The following is a 24,114-nucleotide window of genomic DNA, read 5'->3' as shown; positions in this document are numbered from 1 at the left end:
CCTGACCCCGTCGCTCGGAGCTCCGATGCCCAACCTGACCGGCCGCCAGATCATGCTTCTCCTCGGATGCGCCCTCGCTCTCATCACGGCCGCCGTCGGGATCTACGGGCTCGTGCGAGGACCGGGCGGAACGGCCGCAGAGTCATCCCATGCCAGACCGCCAAAGGTCCAGGCCGTTGCCAATCCGACCGACGATGCCGTCACCCTGGAGAACCGGACCCTCCCGCACACGACCGATCCAGTCGCCTACGCACGTGCCGTGGCGGTCGCACTGTTCGACTGGGACACAACGGCAGGTTTCCTTCCGACCGACTACACCTCGGCAGTCCTGGCCGACGCCGATCCCTCCGGCGAGGAGACGCCCGGCCTGCTGGCAGATGTCGCGACGTACCTCCCTAGCGTGGAGCAATGGCTCGACCTCGGTGCGATGGAGGTGGAACAGACCATCGGGATCGACGAGGCGTACGTTCCCGACTCCTGGTCCGACGCCGTCGAGCAAGCACACGGACATCTGCGCCCAGGGACGACAGCCGTGACCATCACGGGCACCCCGTCACCGCACCGGAGTTTGGAACGGCGAAGTGGCCGAGTCATCGTATCCGGTCTCCTTCACGGTCTTCGTCGCCTGCCAGCCGTCCTTCGAACGGTGCCGCGTCCTGCGCCTCTCCGAGCTCGACAATCCGCTGAGTGAGCGCGGATGGGCATGAAGGTCCTCGCCGTCGGCGCCGCGGCCGCAGTCCTGTTCGCACCTGGAGCCGCGGTCCTAGGCGTGGCAACACTCGTGAGTCCGGCGGCGGCAGGATCGGGCAGCTGCATGTGGGACGGCCAGGCGACCTCGAGCCTCGGCGTTGCTGGCCCCTGTCCCGGAGGGGCTTTCCGCCACCAACACGCACGGCGAGACAGTCATCCTCAACAAGCAGCAGCTAACGCGGGCAGCGACGATCATCGCCGTCGGCAACCAGCAACAGATCCCGGCGCGCGGTCAGCTCATCGCGATCATGACCGCCCTGACGGAGTCCTCTCTCCGACTTCTGTCGAACACGAGCGCTTACCCCCATTCGGCGAACATCCCCAACGACGGTGACGGCAGCGACCACGACTCCGTCGGCATGTTCCAACAGAGACCGGCCGCAGGCTGGGGCACCGTCGAGAAGCTCATGGACCCGGTCTGGTCGTCCCGTGCCTTCTACGGCGGGCCGAACGGACCCAACCATGGGTCGCCGCGGGGGGCTCCTCGACATCGACGGCTGGCAATCGATGGATCCCGGAGCGGCAGCGCAGGCGGTGCAGGTCTCCGCGTATCCGGATCGCTACGCGGTCAACCAGCCGATCGCCGAGAAGGTCCTGAGCGCACTCAGTGGTGTCTCCCTCAGCAGCAGCCTGGACTGTGCTCAGCCCGCCAGCGAGCTTCCCGCGAACCTCCCACCCGGTTTCCCTGGAGCGTTCGTCACGGCGGCGGCCACTCAGCTCGGCAAGCCGTACGTCTGGGGCGGAGGCAACTTCGACGGACCCACCGGCGGAGGATTCGACTGCTCCGGCCTCGTGCTCTATGCCGCCTACCAAGCCTCTGGGGGCCGCATTCGACTCCCCCACTACAGCGGCTCGCAGATCCGCGCCGGCCAAGGCATCGCGTGGAGCGCCAAGCAACCTGGTGACCTGATCTTCTTCAGCTATCCCGGCGCCGGCGGGCCGCACCACGTCGCGATCTATGTCGGCGGGGACAGGATCCTGCACGCGCCACGGACCGGCGACGTCGTCCGCTACGGGACGATCGGCGAGTTCGCCGGCGAGGTCATGACGGTTCGCCGGCTCGGCTGACTCCGCAAGTCAGTCGCCGCTCATCTGCATCTGACCATCGTCGGCTTCGTATTCCTCCCAGATGCCCGGGACCTCGATACGAACCTCCGCTGACGTGCCTCGCTGGCCATCCTGGAGCGTGACGCAGGTCCCTACGCCCTGACGGTCAGGATGCGAGCCGCGATAGTTCGGGTGGGGATCGATCGGCTCACCTGCCTGTTCACGGATGGCTGCCATGCTTCTCAGGTCGCCTGGAAATGGCAGGTGAGAGAATCCATACGTCAGCGCGCCGAGTTCCAGTCCTGACGCCGACTGATCGGCAGACATCTCAAGCCAATCCGTGATCTCAAGTAGACCGGGCTTGACGGGTCCCTCGACCAGCCAGAAGCCGAACGGTCGACCGTACGCGCTGGAGTGCCAGGTGGTTGATTGACTGGGCCCGATTCGAACAGCGACCTGGATCCCCATCACGCCGACGAGCGGTCCCGCGCAGATCGAGAGAAAGAGTCGCGGGAAGTCATCAGGGACCTTCTGCGCGTCGAACTGCCGCACCAAAGCCGCGGCAACCGGATGCCATACAGGGGCCTGATCGCCCTTCACCGTGCTGAGCAGGGTCGCTGCCAGCCCGTACCGAGCGAAACGGCCCGGCTTGAAGTCCCCGGTCAGGGTCATGTGGAGAACCGACTCGTCGGTGACTGCATCCGCCATGGCAGTGGCCTCCAGGCCGCCTTCACACTCCATGGCCATTCGGACTGGAAGCGCCCACTTCTGGTACTCCGGTACCAGTTCCCTGCCCTGCCAGTTGTTGCAGTGCGCGCAAAGCGCGTACCAGCCCGATCCCCGCTGCTGCACCGGACCGGCCATTCGAGTGCCGAACGCAGACGGCGAACGCACAAAGTCGCTCCACTCCCGCATGACGACAGGCAACCTGTTGCCGACAGCCTTCGGCGGGAAATGCTCAAACGTCAGCGGGCCGAAGACCCGGCACAGCGCGCAGCGGCCTCGCTCTCGCGTTCGCTTCGCCATGCGCGGGACTCTACGGGTGGGTACCGACAGGCGCGTCCTGGATTTGGTAGTCCTCGACGCTCCCGACAGGTTGCACGCACCTGAGCGTCATGAGATCCAGCGTTCTTGTCCGTAGCAATGTCGGCCCAGACTTCGGAGCTGTCGGAGGCACCGACGATCTGCGTGCCATCGTCGGCGCGCTTCTGACCTATGGCCTGATCATCGCCGTACTCATGCTCGTCATCTCAGCTACGACGTGGGCCATCGCCTCCAGTTCGGGCAGCTGGCACACCGCGCAGAAGGCGAAGCTCGGGTGCTTCGTCGCGATCGGCGGCGCCGCCCCTCACGGGCGGAGCACTCGCTTGGGCGAACTGGCTGCTGGACGTCGGCGCACACCTTTAAGGCGTCCGCCCGCCAGACGTCAGGAGCCTCCGATGGACCTACTCACAGCAGCACTCCTGCTCCCCCTCGACATCCAGATCGACCCAAACTCCAACGGCCTACCGGGGATCGGTCAGCTCAAGAAGATCGTCGGAGCCTCGATGACGGTCGGACTCGTCCTTGCCGTACTGGCGCTGATCATCTCGGCCATCGTCTGGGCGCTGGGCGCCAACTCATCCAACCCACACCTCGCCGGTCGTGGCAAGCTCGGCGTCCTCGTCGCCCTCGGCGCCGCGATCGTCTGCGGCGCTTCGGTGACGCTGGTGAACTTCTTCTGGAACGTCGGCCAGCAGGTCTGAGGACTGGTCATGGGTGTCTGCGACGTACCGGTTATCCACGAGGTCTGCAACGCCGCAGGAGACGCTGCCGGCGCTGTCGTGACCGCTCCCTTCGACTGGCTCGCTCAGGGCATGGGCGGCGCCGCCGAGTGGATGTTTACGTCCGTCTGGAAGGTCATCGACACCACGACGTACGTCGACGTGACCAGCGGCGAGTACACGAAGGTCTACAACATCATGTTCGGCGTCGGCGTCTTCGTGATGCTCGGCTTCTTCATGCTCCAGGTCATCGGCGGCATGATCCGTCGCGAACCCGCTGCGCTCTCCAGAGCCGCGCTCGGACTCGCGAAATCGATCCTGGGATCCTTCGTCGCCCTCGCCCTCCTCGCTACAGCGCTCGAGATCACCGACCAGCTCTGCATCGGCATCGTGAACGCCGCCGGGACGAACATGAACGAGATGGGCGACAAGGTCGCCGTGCTCGCCGCCGGACTCGGCGCCATCAACCTCAACGCACCCGGCGCCGGCGCGATCCTGACGATCTTCCTCTCCAGCCTCGCCATCGTCGGCGCGATGGTCGTCTGGATCAGCCTCCTGATCCGCAAGGCCTTGCTTCTGATCGCGATCGTCTTCGCACCGATTGCGCTCGCGGGTGCCAGCTGGGACCACACTCGGACGTGGCTGAGCCGCTGGGCGACGTTCGTGATCGCGATGATCCTCTCGAAGGTCGTCCTCGTGGTGATTTTTCCTGCTCGCCACCGCCCAGGTCTCGGCGCCGATCGATGCCGACCTGGAGTCCGTGAGCCAGCCGATGGCCGGCGTCGTCCTGATGCTCATGGCCGGCTTCGCGCCGTACCTGACCTACAAGGCGATCGCGTTCATGGGCTTCGACATGTACCACGCGATGTCAGCCGAACAGGAGGCCAAGGCCTCGCTCAACCGGCCGATGCCGATCCCGCTCTCGCGCCGCACCGGCAGCGAGCCCACCAAGATCCTCGGGGACGGCGGTGGAGGTACGACGACGGGCGGGTCCCCCTGCGGTGACACCCGCTGCGGGCGGCGGCGGACCGAGTGCGACCTCCGGCGGCTCTGCCGGTGGCGGTTCCGGCGGAACAGCGGCGGCAGGCGGCTCGAGCGGCGCAGCGGCCGCGGGCGGCGTCATCGCCGCGGGCGCAGTCGTGGCAAAGGAAGCGGCGGCGGCCGGGCCGCGTCTCGGAGGCTTCGTCGCGGCGCAGGCCAATGGTCAAGCCCAAGCCCACGAATCAGCGGCACCATCTGCAGTGCCGCCGCCGGTCGCGGACTCGACGCTTGCCGAGCCCGCAGGACGGAACTGACCGGCAGTGAGTACGTCGACCAGCGCCGAACCCTCGCTGACACCGATCAAGTTCTCGCGGCTCTCCAAGCGCGGGATCCTCCTCGGGTTGTCAGGTCCGCAACTCGTGATGGCGAGCCTCGCCGCCGCCGCCCTGATCCTGGGCCTTTACCTGGGTGCAGTCGTCATGACCTTCCCGATCATCCTCGTCTTCGCCGTACTCGGATTCGTCGGCGTCGGTGGCCGGAAGATCATCGAGTGGGCGCCGATCGGAGCGCAGTGGCTCTGGCGCTCCGCCGGAGGCCAGCTGCTGTACCGCCGCCGATTGGTCAAGCCGCGCCCGGCAGGAACGCTCGCCCTTCCGGGCGACTCCGCTCGGCTCAGGCAATGGATCGACCCCGAGACCAGCGCCGTCATGGTTCACGACCCGCACGCCGCGACCCTGACCGCGATCGTCGGCGTCTCCCCACCCCGCCTTCGTGCTCCTCGACCCGGCTGAGCAGGAGCGTCGGGTCGTCAGCTGGGGACGCGTGCTCGCGACCGCCTGCCGATCCGGACGCCTGGCCTCGGTCCAGGTCATGGAGCGCACTCTGCCGGACTCCGGCAAGGGCCTCGCGGACTGGTGGGAGCAGCACGGGAACCGGACCGAGTCCTGGGCGTCGAGGACTTACGGCGAACTCGTCGACCGCGCAGGCCCCGCTGGCGAGCGTCACGCGAGCACCATCTCGATCTCCCTCGACATCAAGACCGCTGGCCGCGCAATCCGTGCCGCAGGTGGGGGAACCGCGGTGCGGCCGCGGTACTGCGGCAGGAGATGGCGACGATGCTCGCGGCCCTTCGGTCCGCGGACCTCTCCCCCAGTGACTGGCTCACGCCCGGCGACCTCGCACTCGTCCTTCGATCGGCATACGACCCAGCTGTCGCCGGCGCCCTGGAGCGGCACGGGGCCGTAGGCCGCGACCTGGCCACTGCCGGCCCAGTCGCCGTCACCGAGTGCTGGGGCAGCCTCCGCAGCGACTCGGCACACCACTGTGTCCTCTGGATCAGCGAATGGCCGCGCTCACTGGTCTTCCCCGGGTTCCTCGCGCCGCTCCTCCTCTCCTCTGGGATCCGGCGGACGTTCTCGCTTCTCTACACGCCGATGCGTACCGACAGAGCGGCTCGGGACATCCGCAAGAAGAAGACGGAGTACATCTCCGACGCCGCCCAGCGACAGAAGATCGGGCAGATCGAGGACGCGCAGCAGACGGCGGAGTACCAGGACGTCCTCCAGCAGGAGGCGGACCTGACCGCCGGCCATGGCGTGCTCAGGGCCACCGGCTTCGTCACCGTCAGCGCGACCGATCCTGACGAGCTCGAGCGCGCTGTCGCCGCAATCGAGCAGGCGGCCATCCAGGCATCGTGTGAGACCCGCCGGCTCTGGGGACAGCAAGCTCAGGGTTTCGCCGTTGCTGCCTTGCCGCTCGGCCGCGTTGTGTAGCACGCAAGGCGGTGCAAGTGCCTTCAGCGGCACTGGCGATCACGGGCGCACTCGATCAACTCGGCGTTGGATCCGTCTCCTGGCGAACGAACGTGCGAGTAGTCACCTCACGCACTGCGCGGTGAGTACATGATCACGGCGACACCAACAAGACAGATGAGCGCTCCGGCGATGTCGTAGCGGTCGGGTTTGAATCCGTCGAGCGCCATGCCCCAGGCCAGCGAGCCGGCCACAAACACGCCACCGTAGGCGGCGAGGATCCGGCCGAAGTGCGCGTCGGGTTGCAGCGTAGCCACGAAACCGTAGATGCCGAGGGCGATGATGCCGGCGCCGATCCAGATCCAGCCCTTGTGCTCGCGGACGCCCTGCCAGACCAGCCAGGCACCGCCGATCTCGGCCACGGCAGCGGCGACGAACAGGGCTATCGACCTCAAAGTGTCCACCGAGCGATTGTGGCACCGCCGGTCCCCTGGGCCGTGCGGGTGCCAGCGGCACGGATCCGGCGCCAGGCTCGGCACCCCGGTGTGTTGTTCGAGTCCTCCGCGAGGGTGTCGCCACCGGCGGCGTCCCCCGGGTGTGCCGACTCTGGGGCTGACGAGCTCCACCCGATCCAGGCACAGCGCACGGTCAGCGGGGATCGCGCGAGGCGACCGTGATCCCTACATCGACGGGTCCTTCCTCGACGCACGAGGCCTCGGTGCCTTGACTGCGGCGGCGTGCCCAAACACCGAGGAGCGTGGCGGCCAGGACGACGGCGGCGAAGGTTAACCCGGCGAATACGGCGGTCGCCAGCGTCGCGGCAAGTCCGGCGCCCGCGATGCCTAAGAGCGCCAGGAGGGGTGGGGCGCAGCAGATAACGCAGGCGGCAGCGCCGGCACCGAGGAGGTGCCGGTCCTTGAGCTTCCGGTTCACGCGTCGGCCTTCCGGGTGGTGATCTCGACAAAGGGCAGGGGGCAGCAGTCGCTGGTGGCGCACTGATGGAGGTCGTTACACCCGGCATCAAGCGCGGCGCGAAGGTTGTCGCGGATCGCGGCCAGGTCAGCCATCCGTTCCTCCACCTCAACCAGCTTGGCGCGAGCGCGGGCCTGCAGCCCGGAGTCACGCCCCCGACGGCGGCCAACCTCGATCAGGTCGGCCACCTCGTCGAGAGTGAAGCCGAGACGTTGCGCGGCTTTGATGATCCGCAGCGTCTGCACTGCACGCTCGTCGTACAGCCGGTGGCCCCCAGGGCTACGGTCGGGCTGCTCAAGGAGACCCCGGCGCTCGTAGTAGCGCAGCGTCTCCCGGTTCACCCCAGCCGCCTGTGCGACCTCGTTGATCCGCAGGCTCACGACGAGAGCTCCTCAGCGCGAGCGGCCAGCGCGTCGAGGATCTCCTGCCGAGCCGGTGGCACCGAGATGTCGAGCACGAGGTCGACATCGGTGCCCTCAACCGTGAAGGTGAAGAACGAGCAGCACTCGGTCTCCCGTGCGGCGAGGTCGCGGACCCGGTCGGCCAGGCCCTCAGCGCCGGTCAGATGCATCCGAACACCGCCGTAGTGGCGATCGACGGCACGAACGGCGGTGGCGAACAGGTCGTCGAACTCCGAGAGCCGCAGCGGTCGCTTCGCGGTGGGCATCGTGCAGGCGTCGGTGTTCAGCAAGGTCTCCATGGGACGACGGTAAACCCGTACCCACGTACAAGTTGCAAGACCAGCGCAGCCAGGAGATAGCCACAGTTCTCGGATTTCCAGGACAAGCCATGGATGTGTGCATCAGGATTCTGCCCAGACCCCGCAGGTGACCCGAGACGCCTGCGGGGTCTTTCGCTCCCCTGAGGGTGTCGGACGTCCGGCGTAGCCTTCCTCCATGGCCCCGATCGCGCACCAACCCCGCCCTCCGTGGCGGGTGTTGTTCACGGATCGGAGTCGTCGACATGGCGAACTCGCCTCACCGGCAGCGCAAGGGCTGCCAGCTCTGTAAGCCTCACAAGAACCGTCGCCACGGTCGTGCTGTGCGCGAGCCTTGGCCCGTGCTTCGCAAGACCGGCAAGCGCCGCCGTGTCCGCCGCCGGGACATCGGCGACGCCGCCGACGAGTAGGCCGGCTCAGTTACACGGAGCACCCTCACAGCAGGGCCGGATGTAACCGCAGCCGTCGCAGCGCTCGTGAGAGGTCTCCCAGCGCATCAGGGTGTCGCAGTTCGGGCAAGGCTCCGTCAGATCGGCCACCGCCACAGGGTAGGTCGGCCGGCGAACGCCACCACGGCGACACGGCGGACTCACCCGCGCACCTCACCGATGAGAAGCCATCGACCGAGGAGCCAGCGATGCCTATCTTCGACGACCCGGTCGCCGACGCTGACGAACTCCGGGAAGCAGTCCGCGGCCTCGCCCACGCGACGCGCTCGATCGAGGACCCGACCGCGATCTATGCCGTACTCGGGTCCATCAGCTCCGCGCTCGCCTCGCTGAGCCAGTCCCTGCACCAGCTCGGCCAGTTCCACGATGGGCCGATTCGCAGGCAGGCGTGGATGAACGGCGATGTCGACGCCGGGCGAGCAGCGTCGTACAGGGGAGTCCTGGGAGCTTCACCGCGCCGCCGAGATGATTCACCAGGTTGGCGAATGCGTGAACCGGGCGCACGAGATCGAGGCGACGATCGCCTACGACACCCGCGACTATCCGTCGCTCGAGCTGGTCCAGCGCTCATCGCGTCAACCAGGGATGTCGCTGTGACCGGCTGGCAGGACGGTCGCCTCCACTCAGCCGTGCTTGTCTCCCCGGCCGGGAGCGTCGGCACGATCGCAAGGTCCGCAAGTCTGCCGCGCGAGAGCTCCTGTCCGCGGACCGGGCAGCCCGGCGTACCGCAGCGAAGCACAAGGTTGCGCAGGTCTCCGCGGAGAAGCGGGCCACCGTGACACTCCCCGCGCCGGCGAAGCCGGCCCGGCCGCCCTCCGCACGCCCGGACGATTCCGAGTCCCACGCCATCAGGACACCTCAGCAACCCTGGCGGGCGCGTACCCGTTCCTTGCCGAAGGCGGTCTGGGGAAGTGAGGGCGTCTTCGTCGGCCAGGACCTGTACTCCGGCAGTTCGTTCGTCTACGACCCCTGGATCCTCTACGCCCGCGGGCTCATCACCGCCCCGAACCTCGTCCTTGCCGGCATCGTCGGTTCCGGCAAGTCCTGCCTCGCCAAGAGTCTCTACACGCGATCCATCCCCTTCGGCCGGCGGGTGTACGTGCCCGGTGACCCCAAGGGCGAGCACACCGCTGTAGCGGAGGCCGTAGGTGGCCGAGCCATCGCGCTCGGCCACGGCATGCCCAACCGCCTCAACCCGCTCGATGAGGGCCACCGCCCCACCGGTCTCGACGACGCTCAATGGGGCAGTCAGATCGCCTCCCGCCGCCGCGACCTCGTCGGCGCGCTCGCCGAGACCGTGCTCGACCGCCGCCTCAGCCCGCTGGAGCACACCGCGGTGGACATCGCGATCGACCGAACGGTCCGTGGCACTGACGTACCCGTCCTACCGATGGTCGTCGACAGGCTGCTCACGCCCGACCGCACCGACGACCCAGACGGACGGCTGACCGAGGACGGGCGCCTCGTCGGGCACGCCCTTCGTCGGCTCGTCGCTGGCGACCTCGCGGGTCTCTTCGACGGGCCGTCCACGGTGACGTTCGACCCGACTCTCCCGATGATCTCGCTCGACCTCTCCCGCGTCACCGAGAACGCGACCCTCATCTCGGTCCTGATGACCTGCGCGTCGGCGTGGATGGAGTCAGCACTCCTGGACCCCGCCGGAGGCCAGCGCTGGGTGGTGTACGACGAGGCATGGCGGCTCATGTCGCACCCAGCGCTGTTGCGGCGGATGGATGCTCACTGGCGGCTCGCTCGCCACTACGGCATCGCGAACATGCTGATCTTCCACAAGCTCACCGACCTCGACAACGTCGGTGACCAGGGCTCGGCGATGCGCGCCCTCGCCTCCTCCCTGCTGGCCAACGCCGAGACCCGGATCGTCTACCGCCAGGAGTCCGACCAGCTCGGCGCCACCTCCGCGGCCCTCGGGCTCACCGGCACCGAGCAGTCCCTCATCCCCACGCTCGGCACCGGCCAGGGCTTGTGGCGGATCAAGCACCGGTCATTCGTCGTACAGCACCAGATGCACCCAGCGGAGCTCGAGGTCTTCGACACCACTGCGCGGATGACAGGAGCTCTTTAGAAGTTCGCGCGAATCTTGACGGTTCTGCGACGAACCTGAGCATACGCAACGTCCTCGAGTGTGTGCGGACACTCAGGTTCGGAGAAGCCGGGGACGTGGCATGTCGTGTGCCAGATCTGGAGCCGTCACCGAGAAGGAGTAGCGGCGATCGGGTCGGCCCCGCGGGTTCACCGTTGGCGGTTCCCTATGCGGTGATGGGGCCCTCACCTCCGAGGGCAGGCGTCCCCGCGAGTACGTCGTAGAGCGGAACCCAGATGCCGCGCCGCGACCGCGAGCATGTTGGGCGCGCTTGCACTGCACAGTGACCGGCCAAGTGTGCGGCGGAGGCCGCGACGCGGGCCCGGTCAGCCGGGGCCCGCGTCGTCGATCATGATTCCGGTTCTCGGTGAGACAGTGCTGTATGTCGTAGTTTGGACTGCCTGACCCACGCTGACCTACGGGTGGACCCCTTGTGCCAGCTTGGAACGAACGCACCCGGCCGTGGAGCTATGGCCACGAGGGTCACCGGACCGACCTCTACGCCAGATTGGCGAGGAGGTCGCGGCAGGCTTGTTCGCAGCGTCGGCAGGCTTCGGCGCAGATACGGCAGTGCTCGTGCATGTCGGCATGGCTTTCGCACTCGTCGCCGCATGCCTTGCAGGCGGTCGCGCAGGCTTCCAGGAACGCTCGGGTCACATTCGCGTCGTACCCGGTGTGGCGTGACAACGCGTTCCCGGTGGCGACGCAGATGTCGGCGCAGTCGAGATCAGTACGAATGCACTTGGTCAATTCGGCGACCATGTCCTCCGACAGACACGCGTCGGCACACGCGGTACAAATCTGTGCGCACTCGAAACAGGCCGCGATGCACTCGGCCAGCTTTTCCTTGTCGATGTTGCCCAAGTCCTTCGGGTAAGCCTCCAGCATCTTGGTGTGAGCCACGGTTCCTCCTCTAGTTACGGCGGCGAGGTCATCCCGGCATGGTGCTCTTGATCCGCCGCTCTCCTGACGTCTGTACCCAACCGGACGAGCATCATCCGCATAGCCGCACGGATATCGGGTACTTCCGCGGGGTGACTGACGACCATCCGGTCCGCGCTCGCGTAGACGCGCCCGACCAGAACACCGGTGGCGGCGACCGGCACCAGCACCCGGTCGATCCGAGACGGGTTGCCTTGGCCCGCGAGCGCCTGCCGTCGGCAGAGGAGGGAGACCGGCTCACCAGCGTGCTCTCGTTGATGGCCGATCCCACCCGGGCACGACTGTTGTACGCGCTTGACGTGGTCGAGGAGCTTTGTGTGGGCGACCTCGCCATTGCGTTGTCGGTGAGCGAGGACGCAGTCTCCTACGGACTTCGGGTGCTGCGTACCGCCGGGCTGGTGAGACGACGCAAGGAGGGCCGGATCGTGTACTACCGGCTCGCAGAGGGCTTTCCCGAGCCGCTTCGTCAGCACTGTCTACGTCAGCTCATCGAGATGTCTCGCGCTCCAATCGAGGACGACGACGTCTGACGCCGAGCTGAGCGACATCAACCACCGCAACTGACCCCCATCGGAAAGGGCAATCCCCATGTCATCGCCTCATACGCAGAAGCCGTCCGGTGCCAGCGAGCCCAGTGACCGGGAGAAGCCCGAGCAGCAGAAGGGGGACAAGGCCCATGAGCGGCGGATGTACGTACGTTTCGGACTGATGATCGCCACCTCCACGGTGGTGATGTTCGTCTTGATGTACTCCAACGTCTTCGCCTTTGACCACGTGCGGTGGAGCGAGGAGCGCTTCTACATGGCGCTGTTGATGGGCGGCGCCATGGCGCTGGTGATGTTCGCGTTCATGCGCAGCATGATGTACAAGAACCGCGCCTACAATCTCGTGCTCGTGGCGGTGGCGCTGCTGCTCGGTGCAGGTGGGCTGTACCTCTCGCGTTCCCAGGCGTTGGTCGACGACCAGGCGTACATGAAGGGCATGATCCCGCACCACTCGATCGCCATCTTGACCAGCGAGCGGGCCGACATCGATGACGTTCGCGTTCGAGAACTCGCCGACGAGATCATCAAGGCCCAGCGCAAGGAGATTAAGGAGATGGACTGGCTGATCGAGGATATCGAGAAGAACGGCCCGGCCACCACTCAGGAGGAAGCCGATCAGCGTCCCGTCCCGAGCTTCGAGGGAACCGCCGCCAGCAGCCTCGATGATGTCAGTGATGCCCTTGCCATGTTGGCCCTGTTCGGCGTCGAACTGCCTTGACCGTATACCCTAGGGGGGTATAGTGAAGTCATGAATGCGCACACCCATCGTCCCGACGCCGCCACGATGGACCAGGTCACCGACCCGGTGTGCGGCATGAAGGTCGATCCGTCCGTGGCCGAGCACGCGGTCGACCACCGCGGTGAGCAGTTCTACTTCTGCTCAGCCGGCTGCAAGGGCAAGTTCCTCGCCGACCCCGGCCAGTACACCGGCCATGGCTTCCCGGACCGTGCCGCAGGCGGCCGCGCCGGGCATGCAACCGAGCCAGGACATGGGCAGCCGACCCCGAGTGAGGGCGAGTCGGTCGAGTACACCTGCCCGATGCACCCCGAGATCCGCCAGGACGGCCCTGGCACCTGCCCCATCTGCGGGATGGCCCTCGAGCCCGTGATCGTCACCGCGGACACCGGCCCGTCCGAGGAACTGCGCGACATGACCCGCCGCTTCTGGGTTGGAGTCGTCCTGTCTATCCCGGTCGTGACCCTTGGCATGGGCCGCGATCTCGTCCCGTGGCTGCACGACAACATCTCCGCTACCGCGTCGGCGTGGACCCAGCTCGTGCTCGCGACCCCGGTGGTGCTGTGGGCCGGGTGGCCGTTCTTCGTCCGCGGCTGGGCGTCGGTGCGGACCCGGAACCTCAACATGTTCACGCTCATCGCGATGGGCACGGGCGTTGCGTGGCTGTTCTCCGTCGTCGCCACCGTCGCGCCGGGCATCTTCCCTGCCGCTTTCCGTGAGGACCGGGCCGTCGAGGTGTACTTCGAGGCCGCAGCCGTCATCACCACCCTCGTCCTGCTCGGGCAGGTCCTCGAGCTTCGCGCGCGCGAAGCGACCTCCGGCGCCATCAAGGCCCTCCTGGACCTGTCCCCCAAGACCGCGCGCCGCGTCGGTGAGGACGGCACCGAGGAGGAAGTCACTCTCGACCAGGTTGAGATCGGGGACATGCTGCGCGTCCGCCCCGGCGAGAAGGTCCCGGTCGACGGGCTCGTTGAGGACGGCAAGTCCGCTGTCGACGAGTCCCTCGTCACTGGCGAGTCCATGCCCATCACCAAGAACGTCGGCGACAACGCCATCGGCGGCACCCTCAACCAGACCGGCGCCTTGCTGGTGCGCGCCAACGCGGTCGGCCGCGACACCATGCTTGCCCGCATCGTGAACATGGTGGCCGAAGCCCAACGCTCCCGCGCACCCATCCAGCGCACCGTCGACCGAGTCTCAGCAGTCTTCGTACCCGCCGTCATCGGCGTCGCCGTGCTCGCATTCATCATCTGGGCGCTCCTAGGCCCCGATCCGAAGCTGGCTCACGCGCTCGTCGTCGCGGTCAGCGTCCTGATCATCGCCTGCCCGTGTGCCCTGGGCCTGGCCACACCCATGTCCATCATGGTCGGCGTCGGACGCGGCGCCCAGATGGGCGTCCTCATCAAGAACGCCGAAGCGCTCGAGCTGATGGAGAAGGTCGACACCGTGGTCGTCGACAAGACCGGCACCCTGACCGAGGGCAAACCCGCCGTCGTCGCCGTCGAGCTCGCCGAGGGCTTCCACACGCACACCGCCGACGAACTGCTGTGGCTCGCGGCCGCGGTCGAGAACGCCTCGGAGCACCCGCTGGCTCGCGCCATCGTCGACAAGGCCCAATCCTCCCTGGCAGCCGGGACCGAGTCCAGCGCAGGCAGGCTGCCCGAGGTCGCTGACTTCGACGCACCCGCCGGCAAGGGTGTCCTCGGCATTGTCGAGGGCCGCGAGGTGCTTATCGGGACCGCCGGGTTCCTCACGAGCCAGGACATCGACCCCGCGCCCCTGGCCGACAAGGCCGACAAGCTGCGCCGCACCGGCGCGACCGCCGTCCTCGTCGCCATCGACGGCACCCCAGCCGGCGTCATCGGCATCGCCGACCAGGTCAAGGACACCACCCCGGCCGCGCTCACGGCGCTGCGCAAGGAGGGCATCGAGGTCATCATGCTCACCGGTGACAACCAGGTCACCGCCGCCGCGGTCGCCGCCGACCTCGGCATCGACCGGGTCGAAGCCGAGGTGCTGCCCGACCACAAGGCCGACGTCGTCAACCGACTCCGTGCCGAGGGCCGCGTCGTCGCGTTCGCCGGAGACGGCGTCAACGACGCCCCTGCGCTCGCCGCAGCCGACGTCGGACTGGCGATGGGCACCGGCACCGACGTCGCCATCGAATCTGCCGGAGTCACCCTGCTCCGCGGCGACCTCAACGGCATAGCCCACGCCCGACAGCTCTCACATGCCGTCATGTCCAACGTCCGACGCGGTCTGGTCCTGGCGTTCGGGTACAACACCGCCGGCATCCCCATCGCCGCCGGAGTGCTGTACCCGGTGTTCGGGTGGCTGCTGTCCCCGGTCATCGCCGCGGCCGCGATGGCTCTCTCGTCGGTCAGCGTCATCATCAACGCCCTGAGGTTGCGAACCCAGCGGCTGCCCTGATTCCTGTGTTTCCGTACCATCGAAGCCGATGAGCCCCGTGCCCGCGACCAGCCGCCGCACCCGCAACTCCCTGTGGGCGCGGACGGCTGCGCGGCTGACCGGCCGCAGCGCAGTGGCCGCCCTCGTAGCGGCCCTGGTCGTCGGCATCCTCGGCATGCATGCCCTGGCCAGCCACGGCGCTTCGCCAGCCGCCACGGTCCCAACGCCCTCAAGCACGATGAGCATGACGAGTACGGCGGCCATGACTTCTGCCCATGAGGCGGCGATGGCCTCGGGGGACTCGCACGACGGACACGCGCACTCCGCCGCGACGCAGTCCTCGATGGCAGCCCCCGAGGCCAGCGTTGAGGTCAGTGCTGACGCTGGTTCCGGCTCGGGTCACGGCATGGCGAGCATGGTGATGCTGTGCGTCGTCATGCTCGCCGCTGCAGCGCTCACGCTGCTGGCGCTCCTCGCCAAGGGCTTCCTCCGGCCGCTGCAGTCGGAGGCGTTCATGCCCGCAGCCGTCCGCGTACGGGCGCTGCGGTGGGTGCGTTGCACCGGGCCACCCCATGAGTGGCAGTTCTCCGTCATCAGGTGCTGACAGGCCCTGCGACCGCCCGCCACCGCTGACCTCGACCGTCAGAGTTCGACACCAGCGTCCCGGCCGGGTGCCGCTTCCGCCTGCCCGCAACACCCCACCTGACTACCTGACTTCCAGGAGAACTCGCATGCAAATCAAGACCAAGACCCGTACGCGCGCCCTCGGCGCCGTCGCGCTCACCCTTGTCCTCGGCGCCGGCGTCACCGCCTGCGGCGACGACACCTCCGACGCGGGCGGCCAGTCCGAGGTCAGCGCCACCGAGCACAACGACGCCGACGTCGCGTTCGCGAGCGACATGATCGCCCACCACGCCCAGGCGCTGTCGATGGTTGACCTGACCATTAAGCGCGACCTCGACCCCGAGGTCCAGGCCCTCGCCGAGGACATCCGCGACGCCCAGGGCCCGGAGATTGAGACCATGGCCGACTGGCTCACCCAGTGGGGCGAAGACGTCCCCGAGACCATGCGCGACCACGTCAACTCCGGCCACGACATGGGCGACATGTCCGACAACATGGACGACATGGACCACGACGACATGCCCGGAATGATGACCTCCGAGGACATGGACGCCCTCGAGAACGCCTCCGACGCCGAGTTCCAGGACATGTGGCTCGAGATGATGATCGAGCACCACGAAGGCGCCATTGAGATGGCCGAGACTGAGCAGGAAGACGGCCAATTCAAGGACGCCGTCGACCTCGCCGGACAGATCATCGACGCCCAGCAGCAGGAGATCGACATCATGCGGGGCCTCCTCGACTCCTGAACCCGCAGCGCAGGTGGACGCCACCGTGGCGGTGGCGTCCGCCCTGTTCGTGTGCCCCACGTCCCGCACGCCGCCGGCGACCCAACCGAGGCACGCCACCACAGCAAAGGGAACACCTCCATGAAGACACCCACCCCCGCTCAGCTGGCGGCCGCCGCCGTCGCAGCAATCCTCACCCTCATCGCCGCCGGATGCGGCACGGACCCGGCGGCCACCGATGCCACTAGCGAGACCAGATCGAGTTCGTCGAGCTCCGCCGGCGTTGAGCCCGATGACATCTCGCTCCCGCCATGGCCAGCACCCGGCGACGTTCCTGCGCGGGTCGCCGCCGCCGGCCTCGACCTCGGCCCGATGGGCACCGCCGAGCACTACCACCCCACGCTGGCCATCACCATCAACGATCAGCCGGTCCCCGTCCCGCCCAACATCGGCGTCGACCCCGATACCGGCGCCATGTCCGCGGTCCACACCCACGAAGGTGACGGCACCATTCACATCGAAGCCCACACCGTCGGGGGAGAAGTTCACCCTCGGCCAGCTGTTCACCCAGTGGGGCGTCGCCCTGACGCCGACCCAGATCGGTGGCGTCAAGGCGAACGCCGGTGAGGAGGTGAGGGTGACCAGCAACGGTGCCCCCGTGACCGGCGACCCCGGCGACCTCGAGCTCGAACCCGAGCAGGAGATCGAGCTGACCCTTCCATGACCCGCGCCCACGCCGAAGTGGTCCGCGACCTCGCTGGAGGGACCGTTGAGGGTGGTTGTCCCCAGTGGCACCGCACGTACGCTCTCCGGCCTGGACGTTCCGAGAGCAGAACCGCCAGTGGCGATCTGGTCCGCTCGGATCTTCTGTGGCGAGGTCGTCCCGGCAGGGGATCCTGCTGGGCACGCTCCGCGAGTCGATTCGCTTGCGGCCACGGTGCACCACATCCGCTTGCCGTCAAGCGGACGTGACCACAGCCGGACCGTCGCTCGGAGCGTGCCACCACAAGGCCCTACTTCGGTGCCCCGGGCCGGAACGACGCACTCAAACCATGGATCCGAGATCGGACCCCACGGTCGGGTACGCAGCGGTGGTCGACTTGAGTTGACGGGTGGTGAGCCCGAGCTTGATGGCTAGGCCGAAAAATGTTGATGAGCTCCCCGTACTCGGGTCCCAGCAGATGGGCGCCCACGACCCGGTCCGTGGACCGGTCGATGAGTACCTTCGCGGCCGCGGTGGTCTCGCCGACGCGGTAGTTGGAGTACCAGCCGCTGGTGTCGTTATGACGGACGCTCAGGTCGATGCCTTGCTCGAGAGCCTCCGTTTCGAGCATGCCGACGCGGGCGAGCTCGGGGATGGTGAACACCGCCGCAGGGATGCCGCTGTAGTTGGGAGCGGCCGTGGTGCCCTTGATCATGTTGGAGGCGGCGACCTTGGCCTCGATGACCGCCACCGGTGTCAGCGGCATCCCCGCGGTGTCCGCGGAGTCCCCGGCAGCCCACACGGCTGCGTTCGTGGTGCTCTGGAGATGATCCGAGACGCTCACGCCACGCTCGCCCCATTCCACCCCGGCGGCGTCGAGGGCAAGACCGGCGAGGTCCGCGACACGACCCGCGCCGTGGACGACGAGGTCGGTCTCGATGCTCTCGCGGACTCCGGCCCGGTCCAGAGTGACGATGTAGCCGCGGCCGTTCGGCTCGACAGCCACTACTTCGGTGAAGCGTCGCAGGTCGACACCGACCTCGGCGCCACGGGCGACCAGCAGCTCGACGAGGTCGGGGTCGAATCCCTTCAAGGGTCGTTCGCCGCGGTCCACGATGACCGGTGACGCGCCGGCACGGGCGGCGATGTGGGCGAACTCGAAAGAGATGAAGCCGCCTCCGACGAACAGGATCCGTGGCGGCAGGTCGTCGAAGTCGAGGAAGCCGGTGCTGTCGATCAGGTGTTCGTGCCCCGGGAAGTCCAAGGGGCGGGGCCTGGCGCCGGTGGCGATCAGGAAGCGGTCGGCGTCGTAGCGGGTGCCGTCGACGTCGATCTGTCGCTCGGAGGTGAAGCGCGCCGGGCCGTGGAGGGTCTCGACGCCGTGGCGGCTCAGGCCGGCCTCCATGTTCTCCGGCACCGGGTCGGTGAAGCCGTGCTTGTGCTTCATCAGGTCGCCCCAGTTGATCGACAGGCCGCCCGCGTCGATGCCCTTGCCCTCCATCAAACGTGCGCTGTCGATGATCTCCGCGCCGCGGCGAAGGATCTTCTTCGGGTCGCACCCCCGCAGCGCGCACGTGCCGCCGTAGGGCAGCGGGTCGACGATCGCGACGCGCCACCCCTGGCTGGCGGACTTGTTCGCAGAGGCCACACCGGCCATCCCGGCGCCAAGGACGATCAGGTCATAACTTTCGCTCATCGGTGGTTCTCCTTCAGCGGGTTGTTGGTGGTCTCGTTGACGTCTGACGCGGGACATCTCCGGCGCCGCACCCGCGTCACCCATCCGAGGACGACGAGCACGAGGCCGACACCGATCAGGGCCCAGCTCTGGAGGGGACATGCCGGCCACCGCACCTAGCAGCCCCAGCGACAGCAGCACCGGCAGTCCGCAACAGATGCCGACTGCGCCGACGACGGCGACCACTGGTCCGACAGTGCCCATCCGGTCACGCATCGGCGAGCGCCCCGCGGAGCTGGTCGAGTGTCGGTGCGCCTTCGTGGCCACCGGGGACCGGGTATCTCCGGCAAGCCAGCCCGATGGGTGCGCCGGGCTCGGCGAACAGGTCGACGCCGTCGATTTGGATGCTGGGTGAGCCCAGGAATCCGACGCGCTCGGCGTCCTCCGGGGTCTCAACCAGCCGGTGGGTCACCGTCACGTCGCCGCGCTCGGCTGCGATCAGGGCCAGGCGCTCGTCCGCGACTTTCCAGTTCGGGCAGTCCTCGAAGTAGAGCAGCGTGATGTCCATGCCCCGACGCTAAACCTTGAACCGCGGTACAAGGTCAAGCGGTACAGTGAGATCATGCGCATCGGAGAAGTCGCCGAGGCCGTCGGGGTCCCGACCGCCACCATCCGCTTTTACGAGCGCAAGGGACTGCTGCCGCAGCCGCATCGAGGCCCCAACGGCTACCGCGAGTACGACAACTCGACACTCGCCACGCTCGCTTTCATCCGCAACGCTCAAGCCGCCGGTCTCACCCTGGTCGAGATCGCGACGATCCTCGACCTGCGCCGCGAAGGCGCCACTCCGTGCGGACACGTGCAGGACCTCCTCGCTGCGAAGTTGCTCGACGTGCAGCAGCGGCAACGCGAGCTGGTCACCCTCGAGGCGGAGCTCGGCCACTTGATCAGGCTCAGCCGTCGGCTGGACCCGGCCGACTGCTCTGACGAGGCGATCTGCCACATCATCGCCCATCCGCGCTCACCATCACGCGCGGGTGCCACCGTCCAGGAGTAGCGTCGCCGCATGAGTCGCCGCATCATCATCCCGGTCACGCTCTACCTCACTGCGGCCCTGGGGAGTCGGGCCGCCGAAGCAGCGGGCTTTCAACGGTGCCACTGCTCGGCGACGTGCTGGTGCCGCAAACCCCTGCTGAGCGCATTCCGCTGGGTTCTGCCTATCGGCCACCGCTAGCGCTCGACCGCTCGAATCGCACGAGGGGCCGAACGGCGTACAACTCGTGACCGCGGTCCCGGACGCAACGGCGCCGGCCGATGACCGCCAGCGGATCCGCTTGCGGGACTCCCACCCACCGTCCGAGTGACCGGGTCTCAGAACTTTCTTGAAATTCGGGGGGACGCTGTCTGACCTGCGCAAACGTGGCGCGGGCTGCTGCGTCCCCCGAGGTTGGACGGCCCGGGGGACGGATAGGGGGACGCTGAGCCGCCACGCTGCGGCCGTGACCAAAGTCAGTGGCGTCAGAGTGTCCGATTTGTGCGCGTCACGGTTGCTTATCCGTGGCGTGAGGATGTTGCGACGACTCTCGGCCCACGCCGCGCGGGACGCAACGACATGGTCATGTCCGGTTGCCGGGGTGGTCCTTGTTCCTCAGGTCGGGGTGCTCGATCGTCTTGAGGTAGCGGGTGGCGCCTTCGACGCTGAGTCCGAAGAGGTCGTAGATGCGGCGTACGTCGCCGCCGGTGGCGTGGATCTCGTGCAGGATGCGGTCCTCTCGCAGGGCGCGCGGGCGAACGCGGCTGTCCCCTCCAGGGAAAGGACGGACCGCCGGGGACGAGACGCGGCGCGGTGCGTCGGTTGATGAGCAGGTGCGGGTTCGCGGTGGCCGGCCAAGTGCGGTTGCGGTGATCGAGCCAGGCGCTCAGCCGTGTCCTCACGGGTGCGGCGAGCGGGATGTCGCGGCCGTCGAGGTGCAGCCGGCCGTCCACGATGTCGGACAACTGCAGCTCACGGACCTGCTTGCCGGTCAGGCCGTGGAAGGCCACCAGCGCGACGGCGAGAGCGAGGGCCGAATTGGGCGAGTCGAGCTCGGCGCGGATCAAAGCGGGGTCGAGCGGCAGCGGAAGGTTCGTGGCCATGCGGGTGAGGTCGAGATCCTTGATCGGGTTGGTGAAGACGAGTCGGCGACCCTTGAGGATCTTGAACAGCGACTTCAGTCCGATCTCGGCGAAGTGGCGGTGGCTGGTGCCGGCGGGCAGGGCCGTGAGGGCGGCCAGGATGTCGTCTGTGCTGATCTCGGCGAACGACTGGCGCCCGGCTTCGACCCATGCCTGCACGACGGGCGCGAGGCCCTGGATGTGGATCTCGACGGTCTCGGGTTCGCGGGGCACCTGGCGTGGTGCTTGTCGGGATCCGCCGAGCATGATCTGAAGCCACAACTGGAGGTGCCCCCGCATCGTGTCCGGGAGGGCTCCGGATTCGATGAACTTGGCGTTGAAGTACCGCTCGACCCGGGTTGGTACGTCCTCGATCAGGAGCCCGGCTTCTGCGAGGACGTCGAGGGTGGAGGTGATGGTGCCGTCGTATCGGCGCAACGCCACGACGTCACTGGCGCGGACCTTCGCGGTGGAAGTAGGCCGCAGGATCTGCAGCAGCCGCAGGGACTGGATCACGGCATTGCGCTGTCTGACGCTCCAGCCGTAGCGGCGGGCGTGGTCGGCGACGATGGCCGCGCAGTAACGGGTCAGTTCGCTGTCCTCGACCAGGAGGCGTTGGCGCAGCACCGCGGGGTCGGGGTCCATGTCGAACAGGGTCAGCTGTTCGAGCGCTTGGTCGTCGAAGCTGGTGCCGGGTTCGTAGGGCAGCTGGTTCTTGGTCTTCGTCGACCATCGGCGATCTCTGCGGACGTAGTCAGGCACCGGTGTCGCGCGCCGCTTAAAGACCATGTTGGCGAAGAACAGCTGCTGGCTGTGCTGGTTCGCCGCGGCGACATCGGGTGCTCGGCCGGGTTCTTGGTCGAGGCGGGCGTTCTCAAGGCACAGCCGACAGGCTTGCCGGTCGCTGACGTGGCTGGTGCGGCCGCAGGAGGCGCAGGTGCCCTTCGGGTGGTGGCTCTGCCACCAGCGACAGGACCAGCAGGTCCAGTTGTAGCGGGGGTAGACACCCCAGGCCAGACAGCCCTTGCACGATCCGACGTGTTCGGAGCTGCGGGGATGGCACCGACTGCACAGCCCCTGACTGAAGTAGTCCGTGCGGGAGCGGCAGCGGTTGCACGGTGGAGCCGCGAATGGGCCGCCGGGCAGGCACTGATAGCAGAAGTCGACCCGGGGGCGGGTCCACGCGACGCGGTTGCTCTGGCACGCGTTGCACTTGGGCGGCAACCGCAACGCCGCGTTGGGGCCGGGCGCAGGCATGCGGTGCTCGTCGTTTCGGTGGGCGATCGGGGTGCGGGCTACAGCGGTGGGGTCGAGCGGGGCTTGCCGAGCCGCGGTGTGACCGCCGGTGGCGCGCCGCCGCTGCCGTTCGAATCGTCGCCGCCATTTCCGCCGTTGTTGTTGGCGGCGTCGGTGTTGCGGGGACGGCGCGCGGCGACCTTGTCCGGCTCGGGTGTCATCAGGTCGTTCGGGGTGCATTCGAGCACGAAGCAGAGCACGTCGAGCTCTTCGAGGCGCATCGTCGGCGGGGTCCCGGCCCACCACGACGACATCTTTCCGGCGGAGATCTCGAGCCCGGCATCGGACAGCATCCTGCGCAACTGCGCGGACTTCCAGATCCCTCGTTCGGCGGCCCGCAGCCGCAGGCTCCACTGCATCTGGATCAGCTCCTTCGGTTCTTCGGTCTCGTTAGTCGGTACGGAGGCCCAGGCGGACTTCGATGCGGTCGCTCGCGCTGTTCCACGCGCGTTCGATGTGGTCACTGCGGACATGCAGATACCCCGAGGTCGTCGCCAGCCACTGGTGGCCGAGCAGTTCTTGGAGCGCCTTGATATCCATCCCGGCCGCGTACAGCGACGAGGCGCAGTAGTGCCGCAGCACGTGTGGCGTCATCCGACCCGACCACGCCGGCAACCACTCCTCGACCTGGATTCCCAGGGCGCGGCGCAGCGCGTTCGCGCCGACACGTCCGCACCGATCCAGATCACGATCGAACCGCTCGGATGGCAGCAGCGGCGCGTCCGGGTCGGCCCAGTCCTCGCCGTACTGCGGACGGACCTCGGCCAGCCACCAGTCGAGCAACTGGTTCGCGCCGTTGATCGCAGGCACCAACCGTGGCTTGGGTCCGCGGCCGCCCGAGCCCTTGCCGTGGCGGACGTGGAGTTTGCCGAACTCGCCCAGATCGGGGCGCCAATCGCGGATGTCGAGCATGACGGTCTCGTTGATCCGCAGCCCGAGTCGGCGCCACAACGAGGCAGCGAAGTAGTCGCGGGCCGCGGGAAGGTACTTGCGCGCCTGTGTGACCGACCCGCGCCAGGCAGTGAACAGCGAGTCGATCTCCTCATCCGACGGCGGCACCCGGACCTTGCCCAGCGATGCCCCCCGACTGGCGATTGAACTCATCGATCGGCTGCTCGACCAAGGCACCAGTCGCGCGGCGGATCGTGCCCCCGTAGCGGGTGATCACGAACTCGTAGAAGCCCGCCACCGCGCCGGCCTTCCCCGCCCGGGTCGACACGCTGAGCCCCATCCGCCGTTGCTGGGCCAAGAACGCGTCCGCGTCCGCACAGGTGGCCTCCCACAGCGGAGTCGACAGCGAGCGAGCGAACTCGATGACGATCGCCCGAGTCGCGCCGATATGGCGGTCAGTCAGACCGGCCGCCGACATCGCCAGCGCGTACTGGTCCACCAGCTCCTGCTCGAAGTCCTGGACCGCCTGCGCACCTATAAGTGCCGGATCAACAGCGCTGCCGCCCGGCAACGCCACCAGACCCATCAGTCACCGACTTCAGTGGAGGCGATCATGCGTCGATACTACAGCCAAACCGTCGTTCAGAGTGACGCTTCGTCAATGCGCGCCCTCCAGAGAGCTGAACCGACGCCACCTGCGCAAACGCAGATCGGGGCGCATGGACGTCCGATCGAACCTGAGTTCCTAGAGATTGGGCCGTCGTCATGACCACTCAGGCAGGCGCCCACGCAACTCGCGAGGCCAAGCTCGAGGCGCTCCAACAGCAGCTGACAGAGTCCGTCGCCGCCCTGGTCACTGGCGAAGACTGGAAGCGAGCG

The 24,114-nt window shown here is 67.7% G+C and carries 24 protein-coding genes and 3 pseudogenes; 15 read left to right on the top strand and 12 right to left on the bottom strand.

The genetic code is table 11. The features are described from left to right. Positions 1–25: 25 nt before the first annotated feature. Complete coding sequence (locus MF408_RS20340) at positions 26–691, top strand: hypothetical protein (RefSeq protein WP_240249169.1); 666 nt, start codon at positions 26–28, stop codon at positions 689–691. Positions 692–1,464: 773 nt separating this feature from the next. Continuing rightward, a pseudogene (locus tag MF408_RS27225) lies at positions 1,465–1,818 on the top strand (C40 family peptidase); the annotation flags it as partial. A gap of 9 nt (positions 1,819–1,827) precedes the next feature. On the opposite strand, the gene MF408_RS20330 reads toward MF408_RS27225, so the two are convergent. Beyond that, positions 1,828–2,823: a hypothetical protein gene (locus MF408_RS20330; protein WP_240249167.1), complete on the bottom strand. Its 996-nt coding sequence runs from the start codon at positions 2,821–2,823 to the stop codon at positions 1,828–1,830. 89 nt (positions 2,824–2,912) lie between these two features. Between MF408_RS20330 and MF408_RS20325 the strand changes: the two are divergent. The 4 genes and pseudogenes from MF408_RS20325 to MF408_RS27220 all read left to right on the top strand — a co-directional run. After that, positions 2,913–3,089, top strand: a pseudogene (locus MF408_RS20325) (DUF6112 family protein); the annotation flags it as partial. Positions 3,090–3,236: 147 nt separating this feature from the next. Then, on the top strand, positions 3,237–3,542 hold the full coding sequence (locus MF408_RS20320; protein WP_240252082.1) for a DUF6112 family protein: 306 nt from the start codon (positions 3,237–3,239) through the stop codon (positions 3,540–3,542). A 78-nt stretch (positions 3,543–3,620) separates the two neighbouring features. Continuing rightward, the gene (locus tag MF408_RS20315) at positions 3,621–4,565 is read left to right on the top strand and encodes a type IV secretion system protein (RefSeq protein WP_240249166.1); all 945 of its coding nucleotides are present in this window, start codon (positions 3,621–3,623) and stop codon (positions 4,563–4,565) included. Positions 4,566–4,861: 296 nt separating this feature from the next. After that, positions 4,862–6,313, top strand: a pseudogene (locus MF408_RS27220) (SCO6880 family protein). 107 nt (positions 6,314–6,420) lie between these two features. Here the strand turns inward: MF408_RS27220 and MF408_RS20300 are convergent. From MF408_RS20300 to MF408_RS20285, 4 genes are all read right to left on the bottom strand, one after another. Continuing rightward, on the bottom strand, positions 6,421–6,756 hold the full coding sequence (locus MF408_RS20300) for a YnfA family protein (protein ID WP_240249163.1): 336 nt from the start codon (positions 6,754–6,756) through the stop codon (positions 6,421–6,423). A gap of 184 nt (positions 6,757–6,940) precedes the next feature. Then, on the bottom strand, positions 6,941–7,225 hold the full coding sequence (locus MF408_RS20295) for a hypothetical protein (protein ID WP_240249162.1): 285 nt from the start codon (positions 7,223–7,225) through the stop codon (positions 6,941–6,943). After that, on the bottom strand, positions 7,222–7,644 hold the full coding sequence (locus tag MF408_RS20290) for a MerR family transcriptional regulator (RefSeq protein ID WP_240249161.1): 423 nt from the start codon (positions 7,642–7,644) through the stop codon (positions 7,222–7,224). The genes MF408_RS20295 and MF408_RS20290 overlap by 4 nt, the downstream gene beginning before the upstream one ends. Next, complete coding sequence (locus tag MF408_RS20285) at positions 7,641–7,964, bottom strand: hypothetical protein (protein ID WP_240249160.1); 324 nt, start codon at positions 7,962–7,964, stop codon at positions 7,641–7,643. The genes MF408_RS20290 and MF408_RS20285 overlap by 4 nt, the downstream gene beginning before the upstream one ends. 869 nt (positions 7,965–8,833) lie before the next feature. On the opposite strand from MF408_RS20285, the gene MF408_RS20280 reads away from it, so the two are divergent. Further along, entirely contained in the window at positions 8,834–9,028 is a 195-nt protein-coding gene (locus MF408_RS20280) for a hypothetical protein (protein ID WP_240249159.1), read from the top strand. Between the two features lie 292 nt (positions 9,029–9,320). Further along, positions 9,321–10,514 carry an ATP-binding protein gene (locus MF408_RS20275; protein ID WP_240249158.1) on the top strand — a complete coding sequence of 398 codons (1,194 nt, stop codon included), beginning with the start codon at positions 9,321–9,323 and terminating at the stop codon, positions 10,512–10,514. Positions 10,515–11,030: 516 nt separating this feature from the next. On the opposite strand, the gene MF408_RS20270 is transcribed toward MF408_RS20275, so the two are convergent. Next, positions 11,031–11,435 carry a four-helix bundle copper-binding protein gene (locus MF408_RS20270; RefSeq protein WP_224126684.1) on the bottom strand — a complete coding sequence of 135 codons (405 nt, stop codon included), beginning with the start codon at positions 11,433–11,435 and terminating at the stop codon, positions 11,031–11,033. Between the two features lie 38 nt (positions 11,436–11,473). Between MF408_RS20270 and MF408_RS20265 the strand changes: the two genes are divergently transcribed. The 6 genes from MF408_RS20265 to MF408_RS20240 all read left to right on the top strand — a co-directional run bounded on the left by MF408_RS20265 (position 11,474) and on the right by MF408_RS20240 (position 17,240). Beyond that, positions 11,474–12,004, top strand: coding sequence for a metalloregulator ArsR/SmtB family transcription factor (locus MF408_RS20265; protein ID WP_224126685.1), 531 nt, complete (start codon positions 11,474–11,476; stop codon positions 12,002–12,004). A 178-nt stretch (positions 12,005–12,182) separates the two neighbouring features. After that, positions 12,183–12,737, top strand: coding sequence for a DUF305 domain-containing protein (locus MF408_RS20260; protein WP_240249157.1), 555 nt, complete (start codon positions 12,183–12,185; stop codon positions 12,735–12,737). Positions 12,738–12,803: 66 nt separating this feature from the next. Next, positions 12,804–15,185 carry a heavy metal translocating P-type ATPase gene (locus MF408_RS20255; protein WP_275693249.1) on the top strand — a complete coding sequence of 794 codons (2,382 nt, stop codon included), beginning with the start codon at positions 12,804–12,806 and terminating at the stop codon, positions 15,183–15,185. 385 nt (positions 15,186–15,570) lie between these two features. Next, positions 15,571–15,768 carry a hypothetical protein gene (locus MF408_RS20250; protein ID WP_240249155.1) on the top strand — a complete coding sequence of 66 codons (198 nt, stop codon included), beginning with the start codon at positions 15,571–15,573 and terminating at the stop codon, positions 15,766–15,768. A 67-nt stretch (positions 15,769–15,835) separates the two neighbouring features. After that, positions 15,836–16,537 carry a DUF305 domain-containing protein gene (locus tag MF408_RS20245; RefSeq protein ID WP_240249154.1) on the top strand — a complete coding sequence of 234 codons (702 nt, stop codon included), beginning with the start codon at positions 15,836–15,838 and terminating at the stop codon, positions 16,535–16,537. Between the two features lie 478 nt (positions 16,538–17,015). After that, positions 17,016–17,240: a hypothetical protein gene (locus MF408_RS20240; protein ID WP_240249153.1), complete on the top strand. Its 225-nt coding sequence runs from the start codon at positions 17,016–17,018 to the stop codon at positions 17,238–17,240. Positions 17,241–17,529: 289 nt separating this feature from the next. Here MF408_RS20240 and MF408_RS20235 read toward each other — a convergent pair whose 3' ends face one another. Together MF408_RS20235 and MF408_RS20230 are read right to left on the bottom strand one after the other, a co-directional pair. Next, positions 17,530–18,915 carry an NAD(P)/FAD-dependent oxidoreductase gene (locus tag MF408_RS20235; RefSeq protein ID WP_240249152.1) on the bottom strand — a complete coding sequence of 462 codons (1,386 nt, stop codon included), beginning with the start codon at positions 18,913–18,915 and terminating at the stop codon, positions 17,530–17,532. 247 nt (positions 18,916–19,162) lie between these two features. Continuing rightward, entirely contained in the window at positions 19,163–19,462 is a 300-nt protein-coding gene (locus tag MF408_RS20230) for a thioredoxin family protein (protein WP_151578560.1), read from the bottom strand. 54 nt (positions 19,463–19,516) lie between these two features. Between MF408_RS20230 and MF408_RS20225 the strand changes: the two genes are divergently transcribed. After that, a complete protein-coding gene (locus MF408_RS20225) occupies positions 19,517–19,951 on the top strand; it encodes a heavy metal-responsive transcriptional regulator (RefSeq protein WP_151578561.1) in 435 nt (144 codons plus the stop codon). A 494-nt stretch (positions 19,952–20,445) separates the two neighbouring features. Here MF408_RS20225 and MF408_RS20220 read toward each other — a convergent pair whose 3' ends face one another. Genes MF408_RS20220 through MF408_RS20205 form a run of 4 tightly spaced genes read right to left on the bottom strand, consistent with a single transcriptional unit; the run spans position 20,446 to position 23,821 of the window. Beyond that, positions 20,446–22,305 carry a hypothetical protein gene (locus MF408_RS20220; RefSeq protein ID WP_240249151.1) on the bottom strand — a complete coding sequence of 620 codons (1,860 nt, stop codon included), beginning with the start codon at positions 22,303–22,305 and terminating at the stop codon, positions 20,446–20,448. A gap of 38 nt (positions 22,306–22,343) precedes the next feature. Next, a complete protein-coding gene (locus MF408_RS20215) occupies positions 22,344–22,703 on the bottom strand; it encodes a helix-turn-helix transcriptional regulator (protein ID WP_151578563.1) in 360 nt (119 codons plus the stop codon). Positions 22,704–22,734: 31 nt separating this feature from the next. Next, entirely contained in the window at positions 22,735–23,448 is a 714-nt protein-coding gene (locus MF408_RS20210) for a tyrosine-type recombinase/integrase (RefSeq protein ID WP_240249150.1), read from the bottom strand. Continuing rightward, positions 23,387–23,821 (bottom strand): hypothetical protein, encoded by a 435-nt coding sequence (locus MF408_RS20205; RefSeq protein ID WP_240249149.1) that lies wholly within the window; start codon positions 23,819–23,821, stop codon positions 23,387–23,389. Before MF408_RS20205 ends, MF408_RS20210 begins: the two co-directional genes overlap by 62 nt. Positions 23,822–24,114 lie beyond the last annotated feature (293 nt).

The sequence above is a fragment of the Nocardioides sp. TF02-7 genome (genome assembly GCF_022437945.1).
Taxonomy (GTDB): Bacteria; Actinomycetota; Actinomycetes; order Propionibacteriales; family Nocardioidaceae; genus Nocardioides.
The sequence above is the reverse complement of the archived record's forward strand: the minus strand, read 5'-3'. Positions and strand labels throughout refer to the sequence as shown.